The organism is Aureibaculum sp. 2308TA14-22, from assembly GCF_040538665.1.
Taxonomy (GTDB): domain Bacteria; phylum Bacteroidota; class Bacteroidia; order Flavobacteriales; family Flavobacteriaceae; genus Aureibaculum.
Genome location: NZ_JBEWXT010000001.1, coordinates 1,419,672 through 1,436,652, shown reverse-complemented (window position 1 = coordinate 1,436,652; position 16,981 = coordinate 1,419,672). Strand labels below are relative to the sequence as shown.

Here is a 16,981-nt window from a genome sequence, read left to right as displayed (position 1 = left end):
AAAGAGCGACAATCCTATAACGACAATTTACAAATGTAGTCTTTTTAAAGCTAAAAGTCAATAGGGAAAAACACCCAAATTATCTAAGGCAAAATCCCGTCAAAAAAGGGGAAAAACCCTGTTGACTTACACTAAATTATCGTAATAACTTGTAGAACAATTAATTAACCCCTTACTCTATTATGAAAAACAGCAATCCTCAAAAATTAATTTCTTTTATTCTATTTATTGTTATTCTTTTTCTAGCTACAAGTTGTGAGGAAAAAATACATTTTGAACAAATCAAACCTAGTAATATCCAAGGCCTTTCTGATATTCAAGATGTAGTCGCATACAAAATGCGTTTTAATCCACAAGCAAATGCATATATAATCATTTCATTAAGCAATGAAGCGGAATATAAGGCTAGTAGATTAAGTCCAGAACGGACTTCTGCTTTACTCTCTATCCTTTCAAAACAAAGGTTAAAATTTGATACTCTAAACAATGAATTCTTACTAAACACCAATATCAAATGAATAAATTTTTTCTAAAAACAATATTGTTATTTGTAGCTTCACTTTTTATCAGTTGCTCTCCAACAAAAAAAGTATTAAAAGATAATTATGTATTTCAATATGTAGATAATCAAGATTCTGGACCAATAGATATTACTAAACCTAGACCCCAAGATGAGTATCGCGTTTATAAAGTGTTAAAAACTATAAAAACAAAAATAGGTGATAAAACGGATTACCTGATAATCAAAAATAAAGATATTTTAAAAAGTGAAAATTCAGTATTAATAAAGACTGTTAAAGTTGTTAAATCGGAAGCTAAGAAAATTGCTCTGAATAATGCAATTTATACTTCTGAAAGTTCCATTACGGATTTTTCTGAATATCAAGAAAGTTTTAAATATTCTCAATTTCAAGTAGCCTTGCAAACTTTGAGTATCCCACTTAAATTTCGAAAAAGGGTTGATAACGGAAGCATGATTCCAAATCAAGTAGAGACCGGTGTTAATATCGGTTTAGCACCAGTAGCTAAATTGAGTTTAAATGTGTTTAACCCTTCTGAAAAGACTATGGGCAAGAACACAAATCAATATTCGATTAACGGAGGGCTTTTACTTAATTTAGGTGCTACTGATTTGAAAGCGGCATCAAGTGCACCTGGTATATCAGTTGATAGAAAAGCTGCAACTTTTACTTATGGCACATTTATAATGGTTGGAGTTAATAATTTTAATTTGGGCTATGCCATTGGATGGGATAATGCTATTGGAAATGACTCTTCGAAATGGGTTTACCAGAATAAATTATGGCATGGTTTAGTGATTGCATTGGATATTATTAAATAATTATCAATCAAATTATAAATATCTTTTAACTTAGCTAATCACTAAGATTATTTTGCATAATTAGTTTTATCAAATATATTAGCCTCTTTAAAAGCTTTCCTCCTTGTTTTACAAGGATTACATTCACCGCAATGCCCTTCGCTTGTTTTATCATTATTTAGGCAAGTTAATGTTTTTTCAAAAGGAACTTTTAACGAATGTCCGATCTCAATTACTTGAGCCTTAGAATAATTAATGAATGGTAAAGCATATTGAAAATTAACTCCTTTCTTTTTAGAAACCTCTTCCATTATCTTTTCTTGAGACTTTAATACAGGAACTGTTGATGAAAAAAGTTGGACATCTGTAGCATGAAATGCAGAATAAAGTTTTGTGCTACCTGCGGCATATGCAAATGTTGCAGCCAACAAAATAGGAGCAAAAATATTTGCTGTCTCAGTGCATGCAGCAGCATATGGATCTAAACCTTCGTTCTCAAAATTACTCCATATGGTACTTAAATCAACCCTTCTTATATTTATTTGCAAATCATTTCCAATATCTCTTACAGTTTTTAATTCTTCCGAAGAAGTTGGCTGTCCATAATCCATAAAAAGCCCTTCGATATTAATTTTTTTTTCATTTTTTAAATGATATGCCAATGTTGTACTATCCAACCCCCCAGACATTAATATAAATTCTTTTCCCATTTTTTAATATTTAGTATAATTTCTTCTTTAAGTATTTCTGACTAGGAAATACTTCACATAAAAGAGTTTCCTTTATTTAGGTATTCCATTTATAATTTCATAAGCTTTCGTTTACTTAGTGAACTTCTTCAACTTCCATTTTGGCAAGAATAGAATTATCACAAAAAACTTCTACATTAGAATAATTCACGTTACTCATCTTGTCGTATCTCACTGGTTTCCAAACCATAATTCTAGGCCAGACACCAGGTTTTTGATGTAAAAAAAGATCAAGTAATAAAGTTTGAGGATTTGTACCTTGAGGCTCTTTGGGAACGAGCATAGGTTCGACTCCTGGGTTTGAAACCAAGACCTCGCCAACTACGTGAAAATCATCTGGTTTTGGTGGCATACGATTAATCCAAGAATACCAATCTTTTGTTTTTGTTCCATTACAAGGGATTATCTGACTTTCTTCTTTTTCTTCAGGCATAAGGTTACATTTTTAAGTTGATGATTAAGTTTTCTAATAAAATTTCAAATAATCAACAGGATTTTCCCCCTTTTTTTAAGGGTGTTTTTCCTGAACTTTCTTGAGGATTTTTCCCTTATTTTCAATTGAAAATTGATTTTGAGAAGAGAAAAGAATACATTTAAGGTTGGTTTAGACTGAAATTGTAAGTTTTTAAACTGTAGCATTAAAAAAACCTATTTAAGATTGTAGAAATCTCAAATAGGTTTTTATGTAAAGTGAATTATATGCTTAAGCTATTATTGCAAACTTTTGAACTATATTTTAGTTTAAATACTCAAACGTTATTCGTCAGGATACTTCACAAAAGTATATGACTTATGTATAATCTTCCAACTACCTTGGTATTTTAGCAATAACAAATAGTCTGTATATCTTCTTTTTGCATCAGGCATTAGTATTTCAATCTTAGCACTAGCGGCATTGTTTTCATAATCAATAGCTACTATTCTTCCAATACGGTTGCTTATTCTTCCTTTTTTTATACCACCTGTATAATTTTGCCCATGCCAAACCCTTAGACTATCACCAGCAACCGTATAAAGATTCAGGTCAGGGTGAAATGCCTTTTTTACCCGGTCAGGTTCACCGTTGGCAGTACCTTCTATATAATCCATTAAGGTTGAAGTAATTTCTTGTAACTCTGTTTGAGCAGTAGTTAGTTGCGTAACAAAAAAGAGAAACGCTAGCATTAAAATTTTGTTGATTTTCATGTTATAGGTATTTAAATTAGTAATAGAAATTGTTATATCCTAAATCTGATAAAGGAAGTGAAGCAAATATAGAAAAGTATTTGATAATAAATTAGTTATCTAAATAACCAGCATTTTGTAACAATACTTTTATTTTTTAGTCATTTAAATGCAACCCTTACCATTTTAGGCTGTCTATAGTAGTAGCTTAAAAATAAAAACTATTTTAAATAGAATTACAGCTAATAAAATTAATTGAAGACCAACATCTTATATACCCATAAAGAACTTGTTGAAAAAAGCAAGATTGGAGATAGAAACTCGCAATATAAGTTATACCAACTATATGTAGATGCTATGTACAATGTGGGATTACGTATGGTACGTATAAAAGAAGATGCTGAAGATGTTGTTCAAGATAGTTTTGTTGATGCCTTTAAGAACCTATCGTCTTTTAGATATGAAAGTACTTTTGGTTCGTGGTTAAAAAGAATTGTGGTTAATAAAAGTATTAATCATTTAAAGCTAAAAAGAATACCAGTATTGCCTATTGAAAATGAAATGTATCGCATAACAGAAGAAACCAATGAAGATGCACCTGTAACCGATATAAAAAAAATTAGTAAAGGAATACGGTTGTTACCTCCGGGTTACCAACAAATAATTAACCTCTATTTGATTGAAGGATATGACCACATAGAAATTTCGGAAATATTAGAGATTTCAGTATCAACCTCAAAATCGCAATACCATAGAGCTAAGAAAAAATTAATTGAAATTGTAAAAACAATATAATGGATAATTTCGAAAAACACATAAAAGAAAATAAGCACTTCTTTGATGAGCATAAAGCAGACAAAGCAAAACTTTGGGCAACTATTGAGTCTAGGCTTGACGATTTAGATAAAAAGCCCAAAACTATAAAGTTGTGGAATTCACGAATACTAAAAGTGGCGGCTAGCATTGTGATTGCTATTGGATTGTTTTCAGTGATTAACTTTTTTTCAAATGATAAAATTGACAATCAACAAAATAGCGTTACCTCGCAAGAGCTTAACGATATAGATATGCATTATAAGGCATTAGTGGCACATCAGGTAAAGCTTATTAATACTAATTCGAAATTATCAGAAGAAGATAAGCATGAGTTTTTACTGTTTATGGATGAGTTAGACCAAGAGTATGACGTATTAAAGTTAGAACTTCAAAAAAACTTGGACTCAGAACGCATATTAGAGGCCATTGTAATTAATTATAAAAAGAGAATTGAAATTATAGAAAACTTATTAGAGCAAATTAATAACGCTGAAAAAATAAATGACGATTATGGGTATACATTATAAAAATAAGCTGCTGCTTATACTACTGATAGCAAGTTATCAGCTGTTTTCTCAGGAAACTATCACCAAGGAAGTTGAGAAAACTTTTGAAATGACTAACGCTGGTGAATTGCACATAGAGAATAAATACGGTAACGTAACTATTACCGGCTGGGAAGAAAATAATATAGCTATCTCTATAGATATAAAGGCGAGTAGCAAGAAAAAAGAAAATACACAAGATCTTATTAATCGTATTGTTCCTAAATTTAGAACTGCTGATAATTTTGTAAGTGTTGTTTCTGAAATTAATAAAAAGAACACCAGTCTCTTTTCAAGGTATTTTAATAAAGTAAACCCTTTTGACTTTGATAAAAGTAATATTGAAATTAATTATACCATTTATTTACCGAGCAAAGCAGAAATTGATATTACCAATAAATTTGGAGATATTATTATTGATAACTGGACAGGCAAATTAAAGGCCAACACAGAACATGGTGATTTATGGGTAAACCAATCTATTGCAAATGCCAATATTGATATGAAGTTCGGAAAACTGAGAACAAAATCGATTGCTTATGGAAATATAAGCTTAAAAAATGGTGCTATTGATATTGAGAATTCTCAAGATTTGTCATTGACAACTAGTGGTGCAACTATAGAACTTAATAAAGTAAATGCATTAGAACTCATTTCTAGTAAAGATGAAATTACCATTGAAAATGTTGAAAATATACATGGTACTATTAAATTTTCTAACGTACAGCTAGATACTGTTGATAGTAACATTGATTTATTCTTGAAAATTGCGGACCTCAAGGTTTCTAAAATAAATAAAGCAGATGCTTTAGTGACCATTCATCAAGAATCATCTGATGTCACCATGAATATAACCAATCTCTCTTTTAATTTTGATGCTACTTTAGAAGAAGGTTTACTACGGTTACCAAAGTCATTTTCTAATATTAAATCTAATGTTATTGATAAAGGTAAAAAGATTCGGAAGATTAATGCATCTTATGGAAAATTGCGTAACGGAACATTTTCTTTTACCGGAAAAAAAGGTGCCATTCTTTTAAAAGAATTTTAGCCTCAGCATAGAAATAGCGTCATACTGTGTAAGACTTTCCTATTTTCTAATGAGTAACTGCCCAACTATTTTTTTAAAATAAAATAATTTAATGCAACCTATCATTTTTTAGCTTGTCTTTATAATAACTTAATTAACATAAAATATCATGAAACAAATTAAAATTACTTTTCTTCTACTACTTTTTAGTGCTTCATATAGTATAAACGCACAAGAGTCTGATGATTATATAGAGTTTAACGATCGTAACAATACTGTGCATGGTGTCTATATGGGATTAGGCTTTCATTATGGCCAACTAAAAAAAGCAGATACCTATTTATCTAGTTTTAAAGTGGCTTATGTAGCTAATCAACAATTCGAAATTGGTTTTGTAGGTACTGGATTTTATTCTGACACCAATAAACAAGGACTTTCTATTAATGATAGGGATTTGGTTGGTGCCTATGGAGGCTTACACTTAGAGCCTATAGTGTTTAGCAAATCAAAGGTGAATATCTCGTTTCCTTTGCTTATTGGTGGTGGGGCCGTCGGATTATTAGAAGGTGATATAGATGACGATAGTACTATAAATGATGATGATTGGGATCCTGTTTTTGTTGTAGAGCCTGGTGCAAATATACTTTATAATATCAATAGGTATATTCAACTTGAAGCAGGAGTTAAGTATCGCTTTTCTAGTAGAGTGAATTTTAAACCTGAATATTCATTATCTAGAATTAATGGATTTTCAGCTGGTATAGGAGTTAAAATTGGAGTTTTTAATATGGGTAGAAATAGATATAAAAAACGAAAATCATGAGAAAAAAGAGTCTAGAAGAAAGAAGCAAAATTCTGAATACACAATATGTATTTTCTTATAACAATCAAGTCTCAATTAAAATTGATAAAAATATTGACAAATGGTATCCTATAAATTTTCAATGGGTTCCAATCTTAGAACTAAAACATGACATGAATAAATAGGCAATTGTTCATTACTAAAACAAATTTTTTAAAATCAAAAACTTCACTTATAAACACTATTACCATGAAAACAAATAGATCATTTTTAATACTAGCTCTTTTAAGCCTCATATTAACATCATGCACCGTGGAAACCATAGGAATTACGGTAGATGATGAGGTCACCACTAAAAGCATTAGTTTATCGGATTATTCTGAAATTGAAATTTCACATGATTTTAATGCTTATGTCACTTTTTCTGATACCGAAGAGCGTATTGAAATTGAAGCCAACGATAAATTGCACCAACATATTATTGCTAAAAAGAGCGATAATACATTAATTATTAAGCTTAAAAATAATATTAACATAAAGGGAAAAGAAACCTTGAATGTTTATATTACTACAAAATCTATAACCAGTTTTTCTGCTTCCGCAGATTCTAAGATTACATTGGAAAATCCTTTGGTTGCTGAAGATGTAAGTATAAAGCTATCAGCAGATAGTGACTTTTCAGGTGAAGTAAATGTTGAAGATATGGACCTTAGAGGGGCCGCAGATACCAGAATAGATTTATTTGGTACAGTCAAGAATTTGGATGCCAATCTATCAGCAGATTCTAAACTTCTAAATTATGATTTGGAGGTAACAAATTTAAAAATAAAAATGGCAGCAGATTGTGATGCATATTTAACGGTAACTGGGACTATAGACGTGGATGCTGTGGCAGATTGCGACTTATATTACAAAGGTAATGCCTCAATTACACGTCAACGTCTAATTTCAGATTCAAGAATTATAAAAACTGATTAATTACAAATTTAAACTAAAACTCATTTAGCGAATTTAGTATCCAAAACTAAATACTCAACTTTATCCAATTCAATGACAAAAATAACTTTCAAAATTTGAGCAAAAAAAAAGCCCATCTACATAGATGGGCTTTTAGATAACTTGAAGTTTATTTTTTAGATGACCTTTACGTTAACCGCATTTAATCCTTTGTTGCCTTCTTGTAATTCAAACTCAACGTTGTCGCCTTCGTTAATTTCGTCTATTAATCCAGAAACATGGACAAAATGATCTTTTTCTACTCCTTCTTCTGTTATAAATCCAAATCCTTTAGACTCATTGAAAAACTTTACTGTACCTTTACTCATTGTAATGTAATTAAATTATAATAATATGTTGAGCTACAAAGATGGTGCTATATTTTTGACTTACAATATATTAATTGACTTCTTTTCATATATCGTACATAAAGGACGATAATTCTGCTCACAAGCATACATTTTTTCTTATGTTGAAAATAGACTAGCTTTCCTTCCGTAACACCTCCAATGGCGGACTATTTAGAACACTTCTAATATTGCTTAAGCCAATCAATAAAACCAACCCAGTAATACCAGGTAAAAACACTAAAAATGGAATAGCCGAAGGCACAAAAGGCTCCTTAAATAACAACGTGGCTAAGATTTGACTGCCAAGTAAAGATAATAAAATTCCGATCAGGCTGCCGAGTATGCCTAAATATAAATATTCAAATGCCGTTATTTGTAAAATCTGTTTGCTCTTGGCTCCCATGGTCCTCAATAGTACACTCTCTTTAATGCGTTGTTGTTTACTGGTTCGTACAGAACCAATAAGCACAATAATACCAGTAAGGATGCTAAAGAAGGCCATAAAATTGATTACCCAAGAAATTTTATCCAGAATGTTTTCCACTACTGAGTACAATTGTCGCAAATCTACCACTGAAATTGTTGGAAATTTTTTCACCAAATCGCGTTGTAACAACGCTGCACTGGCATCATCAGGTACATGTGTGGTTAAGACATGGAATTGTGGAGCATTTTCCAATACCCCTTTTGGGAAAACTACAGTAAAATTCATTTGCATACGTGCCCAATCTACTTTCCGAATGCTCCCCACCGTGGTTTCCATCAAAACGCCCTGTACATTAAAAACAATTTGATCGCCAACATCTACTTGTGCCCTTTGAGCTAGGTCTTCAGAGAGCGAAATCACTATAGGGTCACCCGACTTTAATTCAGGTACCCACTCACCTCTTAAGAGTTCTTCTGATGCAATCAGAGAATCTCGATAGGTAGTTCTAAACTCATGATTCAATACCCATTCACTAACTTTTGAAGTACTATCTTTCCTGATATCATTGGCCAATTTTCCTTTAATACTATGCATTCGCATGGTAATAAGTGAGATATTGTCAAGTACCTTCAACTCTTTTTGCATTACATTATTAGCAACCGCCTCTCTCTGGTTGGGTTGAACATCTAACAAAATAATATTAGGATTCTCTTCACTTTTTTCCAACGCGGTTTTTGCCAATAAAATATCTTTGGTAAAATATAAGGTACTGATTAAGAATGTACCTAAACCAATAGCCAAAATTAATACCATGGTTTGATTATTAGGGCGATAAAGATTCAACAGACTTTGACGAGCTGTAAATCCCCAAGTTTTAGGAAAATACTTTTTTATGGCCTTCATAAACAGAACGGAAATACCTGCCAAAATTGAAAAAGTGACGGCAATACCTAACACAAATGCCAGAGCAAAGACGGGGTCTTTCAACAACCAAAAAGAAAACAAATAGATAAATAGGATGATACCCACAAAGGTAATTGCCCTTGCTTTTATAGGCTTACTATCGTTTTTTTGACTTACACGTAATACTTCTAACGGAGAAACATACCATGTACCAAGTAATGGTAATAAAGCGAATAAAACGGACATTAATATGCCAAGTAAAACGCCCATAATAAGTGGCTGAGGCGTTATTGAAATTTCTACTTTAAAAGGCAAAAACTCTTGTAAAATCAATGGGAATGCCTGTTGAAGCACTATGCCAATAGCTGTCCCCAATAGTCCGCCTAAAAACCCAATACCAGTAATTTGTAGTAAAAAGATTAAAAAAGTCTGTTTTCTCGAGGCTCCCAAACATTTCAATACGGCAACACTGCTCAATTTCTCTTTGATATAAATATGAACAGAACTGGCAATACCAATACAACCGAGCAACAACGCAATAAAGGCTGCCAAATTCAAAAATTTACTCACGTTATCTGAACTACGTCCTATGCGTTGGCTAGTGTCTGTGTGTGTATCTAAATCGGCATTTTCAGCATCTAAAATCGGATCGAGTTTTTTATTTAGTTGTTCTAAATCCATATTGGGAGGAGCAATAAAAAAATATTGGTATTCTTTACGACTTCCAAATTGTAACAATTCAGTGGCTTCAATAAACCGATATGGAATGAGTATTGTTGGTGCTACAGAAGATGAAATGGCCGTGCCTCCAGGAATAGAATTTAAGGCACCCACAATAGGTAAACTCAGTTTACCTAATTTAATTGAATCACCAGGTGTTAAATCAAATTGTAACATTAAGGTAGCGTCGACCAATGCTCCTCCAGATACCTGATAGGTAGCAGCAGCACCAAGTGGCTCTGTTTCAATAACACCGTAAAGAGGAAACTCTCCATCAATACCTCGTACTTTCACTAATTTACTTTCACCATTTTTGGGGAATGCAGCCATTGAAGAAAAATTCACTTCAGAGGCAACTGGGTCGAAAGAGTCAATAATAGATTGTACTTTGGCGTTTGGTTTTTGTCTACTATCAATAATAAAATCCGCACCCATAATAGTCTTAGACTGCGACTTTATATTATCTTTTAAATTTTGACTAAATAGTTGAATTGAAACTACCGCAGCGATACCTAAAACAATGGAAGCCATAAAAAGCAACAGCCTTGAACTACTTGCCTTACCATCTCTCCATGCCATTTTAAATAGCCAAGACCACCCTACTTTTGAAGTTGAAGATTTATTCATTTAACTGCGACTACCCTTTCGTTAGATACAACTTTTCCACCTTTTAATCTTAAAATTTGTTGCGTTCTATTAGCCAGCTCCAAATCGTGAGAGATAATCACCAAGGTTGTACCTGCATCCTTATTTAATTCAAACAATAACTGTATCACCTTTTCACCCGTTTCATCATCTAGGTTACCCGTAGGTTCATCTGCAAATAAGATAGAAGGCCTATTTGAAAAAGCCCTAGCCAAGGCTACACGCTGTTGTTCACCACCTGATAATTGCGAAGGGTAATGATGAAACCGATCAGAAAGCCCTACTTTGTCCAATAATTCCATTCCAATTTTTACTGCATTCTTAATGCCTTGCAATTCTAACGGAACAATAACATTCTCTAAGGCAGTTAAAGTGGGTAACAGTTGAAAATTTTGAAAAATAAATCCTACCTCTTTATTACGTAATTGTGCCCGTTCATCTTCATTTAAATCAGTTATATTTTGACCACATAATTCTACAGTTCCTCCATCCGGACGGTCTAAACCAGCACACAAGCCCAACAATGTAGTTTTTCCACTTCCCGAGGGGCCAACAATTGAAAAAGTGTCTCCTTTTTCTATTTCAAAAGAGATATTCTGTAAAACAGTTATTTTCTTAGAACCGCTAGTATATGTTTTTTCAAGCTCGTTTATCTTTAATATCTTTGACATGTTTTTTAATTAAATTCTAGCATAATGCATAAGTCGCAAAATAAGCAAATGATTTCAAATTTTTATAGCTACTTAAGTCCAATTTTCTTAAAGTTTTGTTATTTTATTATTGTAATACTGCTTATCTCTTGTCGCGGAGATGGTGAAAAAAAAGAGGATACTAAACAGGAAGAAGTCACCAATACTAAAACCGATGAGGCTACAGTAACGGATACTAAGACCATTCTGTTTTTTGGTGATAGCCTTACCGCTGGTTATGGACTAGATGATGTTAATGATGCTTTTCCCGGCATCATTCAATCTACAATAGATTCTTTAGGGCTTAATTATACGGTTATTAATTCTGGCGTAAGTGGAGAAACCAGTGCGGGTGGTAAAAGTCGTATAGAATGGGTATTAAAACAAGATATTGATGTTTTTGTATTAGAGTTAGGTGCTAATGACGGGTTACGTGGCATTCCCTTAAAGGAAACCAAGGCTAACCTTCAGGATATTATAAATACTGTTCGTAAAAAAGCACCCGATGCTACTATTATTTTGGCGGGAATGGAACTTCCGCCGAATATGGGGCCGGAATATACTGCTGAGTTTCGTACTATTTTTTCAGATTTGGCTATGAATAATGAATTACCCTTTATCCCATTTATTTTAAAAGATGTGGGTGGTATATCTGAATTAAATTTAGAAGATGGTATTCACCCTACCGCTGAGGGTCATCAAATTGTGGCGAATACGGTTTGGGAGTTACTGAAAAAGGTAATTAATTAAAAAAGTGTCCAATAAATTTAGCTCAGCCTCCACGCAGAAATGCATGACATTTTAAAATTATTATTTAATCATTTTTGAACGCTATTTGGTTTTTTTGGTAAACATTTTATGAACAATAGTCCACTTATCATTGGTCTTCAATAGCATAAAATAGTCGATATAGGGTGTCTTACCGGGGTATGCTATTTCAACTTTAGCCATAGCGGCGTCGTTAGTATAGTCTATAGAAAGAATTTTACCCGTTTCTCCTGTTGGCTTACCTTCTTTGGTATCGGCTATATACGCATTGCCAGACCAAGTACGTACAGTATCATTTTTTACATAATACAAGTTTAAATCAGGATGAAAAGCTTCTTTTAACAACTTGGGTTGGCCTCCAGTGGAACCATCAATATATTTAGTTAAGGTTTCTCGTATTAATGCATCTTCAGATTGTGCCGTTATGTTTTGAATACCTGACAAGACAAGGATAACTAGAATTGCTTTTTTCATTTTATAAGTTTTAAATTTAACTTTCTTTTTACCAAATTTTTATACGCTCCTCTTCTGGTTTATAATTGGCTTCACCAGGTTTAACATCAAAAGCTTCATAAAACGGTGTAAAATTCATTAACGGTCCATTTACACGCCAAATTGGTGGTGAATGTGAATCAGTAGCTACATAGTTCCGTAAATATTCATCGCGGGTTTTAACACGCCAAATATTGGCAATTGACAAAAAGAAACGTTGATCTGGTGTATGGCCACCAATTTTAGTAGTGTCTTTGGCTTGTTCTGTTAACTGAAAAGCATCATAGGCAATTGCGATACCACCATTGTCAGCGGTGTTTTCACCAACCGTTAATGCACCCTTTAAATGTACGCTATCTAATACGGTAAAGGCACTGTACTGATCAACAATTTGCTGTGTTTTCGCTTTAAATTTCGTGTAATCAGCTTCTGTCCACCAATTAGTCACGTTGCCATTTTTATCATATTGTGCTCCTTGATCATCAAAAGCATGTGTAAACTCATGACCTATTACCATACCAATACCTCCATAGTTTAGAGCATCATCAGCGTACAAATCAAAATAAGGGGGTTGTAAAATACCAGCTGGAAAAACTATTTCATTTAATGACGGGTTGTAATATGCCGTCACCGTAGAGGGTGTGGTATGCCATTCATCTCTGTTTGGTGCTTTATTTAATTGTTTCAGTCTGTATAGATAACTATCTTGTCTTAAGGAAACTACATTTTCAAAAAACTGATCTCTTGCTATAGAAGCATCATAGGTTCTCCATACATCAGGATAGCCAATTTTTTTGCTAATGGCATAAAGTTTGTCTTTTGCTTTTACCTTTGTGCTATCGCTCATCCAATCTAAATTATCAATACGTTTTTCTAATGTTTTTTGAAAATTATTAACCAAATCTAAAGCACGTTTTTTAGCATCTTCATTAAAATATCGTTTTACATATAATTGTCCTAGAGCAAAGCCTATTTGCTGGTCTACGCGGCGTACCATTCGTTTTGAACGTGATTGTTGCACAGACTGACCAGATATTACTTTAGAATATTCAAAAGCTGCATCTTGAAAAGGTTTACTGAGAATATTGTCATGACTTCCGATTGAATTTGCTTTTAGATACAACTTCCATTGTTCTAAAGGAACAGCGGTCAACATGGTGTTTAGTCTCTCGTAATAGACTGGCTGTCTCACATCTACAGAATCTACATCAGTACCTAAATTTTTTAGCATCGCAGTCCAACCGATATTTGGCTGTTTCTTATTTAATTCGGAAACCGCCATTTTATGGTAATTCTCTTTGATTACTCTTCGTTCTATTCGCGTTTTGTGTGATTGTGCTAGTTGTTTTTCAATTTCATAAACCACATCAGCTTGCATTTTGGCATTTGCATCACCTACCAATTCAAACAATGCGGTTAAATACGTTTTATAGGCATCTTGAATCCGTTTAACGGAAACATCATCTTTAAAATAATAATCACGATCTGGTAACCCCAATCCCGTTTGAGAGAAATGTAAAATATTTAGAGCACTATTCTCCTGATCCGGAGAAATATAGGGACTAAACATTGAATAATCTCCAGACTTTATTTGCGTAGCTACAAATTCAGTAAGGGATGCTACATTATCAATGGCGTCTATTCTATCTAAAATTGGTTGTATGGGTTTGCTACCACGTTCGTTTATGCTAATGGTGTCCATACCAGAGGCATAAAAGTCACCAACCAGTTGTTCAATACTACCTTTGGGATGTTCTTGTTGCGATACTTCTTCTAAAATATTTTTAAGCAATTCTTGTTGTGGAATATTTAAAAAACGGTACGCTCCCACTCCAACTTGGTCATCAGCAATTACAGCTTTTTCCATCCAATTTTTATTGACGTGATTAAAGAAATCATCTCCAGGTCTTATAGTGCTGTCAATATCGTTAAAAACTATAGGTTCAATTTTTTGTGCCTTTTGTTTATCACTGTTCGTATCGTTTTTACAAGAAAGGAATACAAATAGAATCAATGAGAAGTAGCATAGCTGTTTCATGTGTTTTATATTTATTGTTTTTTAATGGACACATGCAGTTCGCTATTAATCATTCCGTTAGGCAATAATAGTTTTAGCATGCTCGTGTCATGGTAGCTTGCGTTTAGTTTTCTCAAAGATATATTATTTATTATTAATGCTATTTTAAAAATAATGAGTCTACTTAAGAATAAATAGTTACTTCTCTTGATACGCTTTCCATGCTGTTGCGAAATTTTCATCAATAGTTGTATGCTCTTACTACAGTTGCCACCAGTCTTGGTACTCCACATTTTCATCATTCAATAAAAAAGCTTCACCGATTTTAGGGGTAATTAGCGGTATATTTAGCTCATTCGCTTTTTTAGTAACGCGTTCTACAGGGTCTGTCCAAGAATGCATGGCTAGTTTAAAGGCACCCCAATGAATAGGCATTATTATTTTAGCCTGTACATCAATTCCCACTTGGGCAGTTTCTTCTGGATACATATGAATATCTGGCCACATTTCGTTGTACTGCCCACATTCTAGCATGGCAAAATCAAAAGGGCCATATTTGGTTCCAATTTCTTTAAAATGCGTGTCATAACCACTATCACCACTAAAGAATATGTTTTCGGTATCAGACTGTATCACCCAAGAACTCCACAGTGTACTTTGTCTGTTGGTGAATTTTCTACCTGAAAAATGTCTTGCAGGTGTACATACAAATTTTAAATCGTCAAACATTATTTCTTGCCACCAGTCCAATTCAATTATTTTTTCTTTTGAAACACCCCAAGCTTCTAAGTGAACGCCTACACCTAATGGAGTATAAAACATACCCACTTTATCTTTTAACAGTTGTATAGATTCATAATCTAAATGGTCATAGTGATCGTGTGAGAGCAGTACCGCATCTATTTTTGGGAGCTTTTGAAGCTCAATGGGTAATTCGGCATTAAAACGCTTAGCTCCTAATAGCGAATGTGGTGCTGGAACATCGCTAAACATAGGGTCTATCAAAATGTTTTTATGATTCATCTGAATTAAAAATGACGAATGTCCAAACCATACAAAACGTGTTGGACTGCCATAATTGGCAATGTTTGAAGAATCTATTTTGGTAACTGAAATATCTTGCTTAGGGCGACCATTTTTAACTTTGGTAAAGAAAAATTTTCTGGCCAATGATACCGTTTCTAAAAAACTCAAGTCCATATTTACACGGTTTGTGTTTACAAATTGGTCCTTGTCGTATTGTGGAGAAGTAGCATACTCGGCTTGTAGTTCTTTCGAAACATCTCCACCAAAAGTGGGATAGAAATTTACAAATAATAAATAGGCTACAATAAGTATAATAATAAGAGTAATTATTGATAATAGCATTCGTTTTAAAATTTTTAAGAATCGTTTCAAAATAAAGTTTGCTTAAGTATGCGGTATATTACAAGAGTAGCGAAAATATTACAATACAAAAGTAATAATTTGACGATAAACGTTTTCATTATTGTTGTCGAAAAGTACCAACCTCAGTAGAAAAAGGTTTTTAAATCAATTTTTAAAATTTTCCAATTGCTGGTTAAACCATTTACGTCTTTTTGAACGTGTAAGTTCGTCATATATGCTAGTCCCGCCCATGAGAATACAAATGCCTGCAACTAATGACATAAATATCCACATGAATAACCCCGGTGTTTTTCCCTTTACTGCAGTATAAATAATAAAGGCTAAAACCAACAAACCAAAAGTTAATATACCATATGCAAATTTTGAAATACGAATAATAACGGGGTTCTTATTACCCCATCTTGGCTCAAGGTAGTCAATTACTTTTTGCTTAAAAACGGGGGGTGTATTCTTCAATTTTTTAAGCAACTTTGCCTTTACCTTTCCAAGACCTGCCGAACTAAAGAAAGATAATATACTCTTAATATATGCTTCATTATTGGCCATGGTTTCAAGAATATCGTTTGAAGGTAAGCTAGCACCGCCAAAAGCTACATTTGCGATAAAATCGCCGCCTTTTCCATATTTTGAAACTAAATCGTTGTGCACCAAAGTATTCTCTTCGTCGATATTAGCCTCTGCTGCTGAGATTGCTGAAGTGTCTTTAACATAAGTAACCTTAGAACCTGAATTCGCAATTTTTCCATACAAATCATCAACCTGTGCTCCCAGATCTTCCTTATTACTGGTAGGGTAGAATCCATTACTTACAAGCTGTCCTTCAAAATAGGTTTGCATAGCTCTAGTTATATCAACATGAGCTGCAGTTACGGCAAAGAAAATAGTCTGAGAAGACTTTCCTACTGCTTCTAATGTAGGTCCTTCAATTATTGAATTTGGGTATTTTTGAAGAAATGCTCTAAACGCCTGATTGATTCTTTCAGTATTTTCTTTTTCATCTGGAATACGGGGAACACCTGAGACTATAATATTAGCTTCCATAGGAGTGACTTATAATGACAATCAAAGATAAATAAATTTATTAATCTGACTCTCAAAAGTTTACAGAAAATATATTTCTTGGATTAAAACATGTGATTATGTTCGAAAGGTTTTTTT

The 16,981-nt window shown here is 33.1% G+C and carries 19 protein-coding genes; 9 read left to right on the top strand and 10 right to left on the bottom strand.

Features of this window, described 5'->3' with window-relative positions; genetic code table 11:
* Positions 1-182 precede the first annotated feature (182 nt).
* Complete coding sequence (locus U5A88_RS06335) at positions 183-518, top strand: hypothetical protein (protein ID WP_354204777.1); 336 nt, start codon at positions 183-185, stop codon at positions 516-518.
* Positions 515-1,342 carry a hypothetical protein gene (locus U5A88_RS06330; protein WP_354204776.1) on the top strand — a complete coding sequence of 276 codons (828 nt, stop codon included), beginning with the start codon at positions 515-517 and terminating at the stop codon, positions 1,340-1,342. Before U5A88_RS06335 ends, U5A88_RS06330 begins: the two co-directional genes overlap by 4 nt.
* A 47-nt stretch (positions 1,343-1,389) precedes the next feature.
* Here U5A88_RS06330 and U5A88_RS06325 read toward each other — a convergent pair whose 3' ends face one another.
* The 3 genes from U5A88_RS06325 to U5A88_RS06315 all read right to left on the bottom strand — a co-directional run bounded on the left by U5A88_RS06325 (position 1,390) and on the right by U5A88_RS06315 (position 3,255).
* A complete protein-coding gene (locus U5A88_RS06325; protein ID WP_354204774.1) occupies positions 1,390-2,031 on the bottom strand; it encodes a 7-cyano-7-deazaguanine synthase in 642 nt (213 codons plus the stop codon).
* Positions 2,032-2,146: 115 nt separating this feature from the next.
* Positions 2,147-2,503, bottom strand: coding sequence for a hypothetical protein (locus U5A88_RS06320; protein WP_354204773.1), 357 nt, complete (start codon positions 2,501-2,503; stop codon positions 2,147-2,149).
* A gap of 323 nt (positions 2,504-2,826) precedes the next feature.
* Complete coding sequence (locus U5A88_RS06315) at positions 2,827-3,255, bottom strand: nuclear transport factor 2 family protein (RefSeq protein ID WP_354204771.1); 429 nt, start codon at positions 3,253-3,255, stop codon at positions 2,827-2,829.
* A 234-nt stretch (positions 3,256-3,489) separates the two neighbouring features.
* Here U5A88_RS06315 and U5A88_RS06310 point away from each other — a divergent pair, with 234 nt between their 5' ends.
* From U5A88_RS06310 to U5A88_RS06285, 6 genes are all read left to right on the top strand, one after another.
* Positions 3,490-4,029: an RNA polymerase sigma factor gene (locus tag U5A88_RS06310; protein WP_354204769.1), complete on the top strand. Its 540-nt coding sequence runs from the start codon at positions 3,490-3,492 to the stop codon at positions 4,027-4,029.
* Positions 4,029-4,577 carry a hypothetical protein gene (locus tag U5A88_RS06305; protein ID WP_354204768.1) on the top strand — a complete coding sequence of 183 codons (549 nt, stop codon included), beginning with the start codon at positions 4,029-4,031 and terminating at the stop codon, positions 4,575-4,577. The genes U5A88_RS06310 and U5A88_RS06305 overlap by 1 nt, the downstream gene beginning before the upstream one ends.
* Positions 4,561-5,646, top strand: a complete 1,086-nt coding sequence (locus U5A88_RS06300) for a DUF4097 family beta strand repeat-containing protein (protein ID WP_354204766.1) — start codon at positions 4,561-4,563, stop codon at positions 5,644-5,646. Before U5A88_RS06305 ends, U5A88_RS06300 begins: the two co-directional genes overlap by 17 nt.
* 148 nt (positions 5,647-5,794) lie before the next feature.
* Positions 5,795-6,448 carry a hypothetical protein gene (locus tag U5A88_RS06295; RefSeq protein WP_354204764.1) on the top strand — a complete coding sequence of 218 codons (654 nt, stop codon included), beginning with the start codon at positions 5,795-5,797 and terminating at the stop codon, positions 6,446-6,448.
* On the top strand, positions 6,445-6,612 hold the full coding sequence (locus U5A88_RS06290; RefSeq protein WP_354204762.1) for a hypothetical protein: 168 nt from the start codon (positions 6,445-6,447) through the stop codon (positions 6,610-6,612). Before U5A88_RS06295 ends, U5A88_RS06290 begins: the two co-directional genes overlap by 4 nt.
* Before the next feature lie 64 nt (positions 6,613-6,676).
* Positions 6,677-7,405 (top strand): head GIN domain-containing protein, encoded by a 729-nt coding sequence (locus U5A88_RS06285; protein WP_354204760.1) that lies wholly within the window; start codon positions 6,677-6,679, stop codon positions 7,403-7,405.
* Between the two features lie 155 nt (positions 7,406-7,560).
* Here U5A88_RS06285 and U5A88_RS06280 read toward each other — a convergent pair whose 3' ends face one another.
* From U5A88_RS06280 to U5A88_RS06270, 3 genes are all read right to left on the bottom strand, one after another.
* Positions 7,561-7,752 carry a cold-shock protein gene (locus U5A88_RS06280; RefSeq protein ID WP_354204758.1) on the bottom strand — a complete coding sequence of 64 codons (192 nt, stop codon included), beginning with the start codon at positions 7,750-7,752 and terminating at the stop codon, positions 7,561-7,563.
* Between the two features lie 154 nt (positions 7,753-7,906).
* The gene (locus U5A88_RS06275; protein WP_354208151.1) at positions 7,907-10,402 is read right to left on the bottom strand and encodes an ABC transporter permease; all 2,496 of its coding nucleotides are present in this window, start codon (positions 10,400-10,402) and stop codon (positions 7,907-7,909) included.
* Between the two features lie 44 nt (positions 10,403-10,446).
* On the bottom strand, positions 10,447-11,139 hold the full coding sequence (locus tag U5A88_RS06270) for an ABC transporter ATP-binding protein (protein ID WP_354204756.1): 693 nt from the start codon (positions 11,137-11,139) through the stop codon (positions 10,447-10,449).
* 48 nt (positions 11,140-11,187) lie between these two features.
* On the opposite strand from U5A88_RS06270, the gene U5A88_RS06265 reads away from it, so the two are divergent.
* Positions 11,188-11,907 (top strand): arylesterase, encoded by a 720-nt coding sequence (locus tag U5A88_RS06265; protein ID WP_354204754.1) that lies wholly within the window; start codon positions 11,188-11,190, stop codon positions 11,905-11,907.
* An 81-nt stretch (positions 11,908-11,988) separates the two neighbouring features.
* On the opposite strand, the gene U5A88_RS06260 is transcribed toward U5A88_RS06265, so the two are convergent.
* The 4 genes from U5A88_RS06260 to U5A88_RS06245 all read right to left on the bottom strand — a co-directional run bounded on the left by U5A88_RS06260 (position 11,989) and on the right by U5A88_RS06245 (position 16,864).
* Positions 11,989-12,399: a nuclear transport factor 2 family protein gene (locus tag U5A88_RS06260; protein ID WP_354204752.1), complete on the bottom strand. Its 411-nt coding sequence runs from the start codon at positions 12,397-12,399 to the stop codon at positions 11,989-11,991.
* Positions 12,400-12,427: 28 nt separating this feature from the next.
* A complete protein-coding gene (locus U5A88_RS06255) occupies positions 12,428-14,455 on the bottom strand; it encodes a M13 family metallopeptidase (RefSeq protein WP_354204751.1) in 2,028 nt (675 codons plus the stop codon).
* A 240-nt stretch (positions 14,456-14,695) separates the two neighbouring features.
* The gene (locus U5A88_RS06250; RefSeq protein WP_354204749.1) at positions 14,696-15,802 is read right to left on the bottom strand and encodes an MBL fold metallo-hydrolase; all 1,107 of its coding nucleotides are present in this window, start codon (positions 15,800-15,802) and stop codon (positions 14,696-14,698) included.
* Positions 15,803-15,967: 165 nt separating this feature from the next.
* Positions 15,968-16,864, bottom strand: coding sequence for a hypothetical protein (locus tag U5A88_RS06245; RefSeq protein WP_354204747.1), 897 nt, complete (start codon positions 16,862-16,864; stop codon positions 15,968-15,970).
* Between the last annotated feature and the right edge of the window lie 117 nt (positions 16,865-16,981).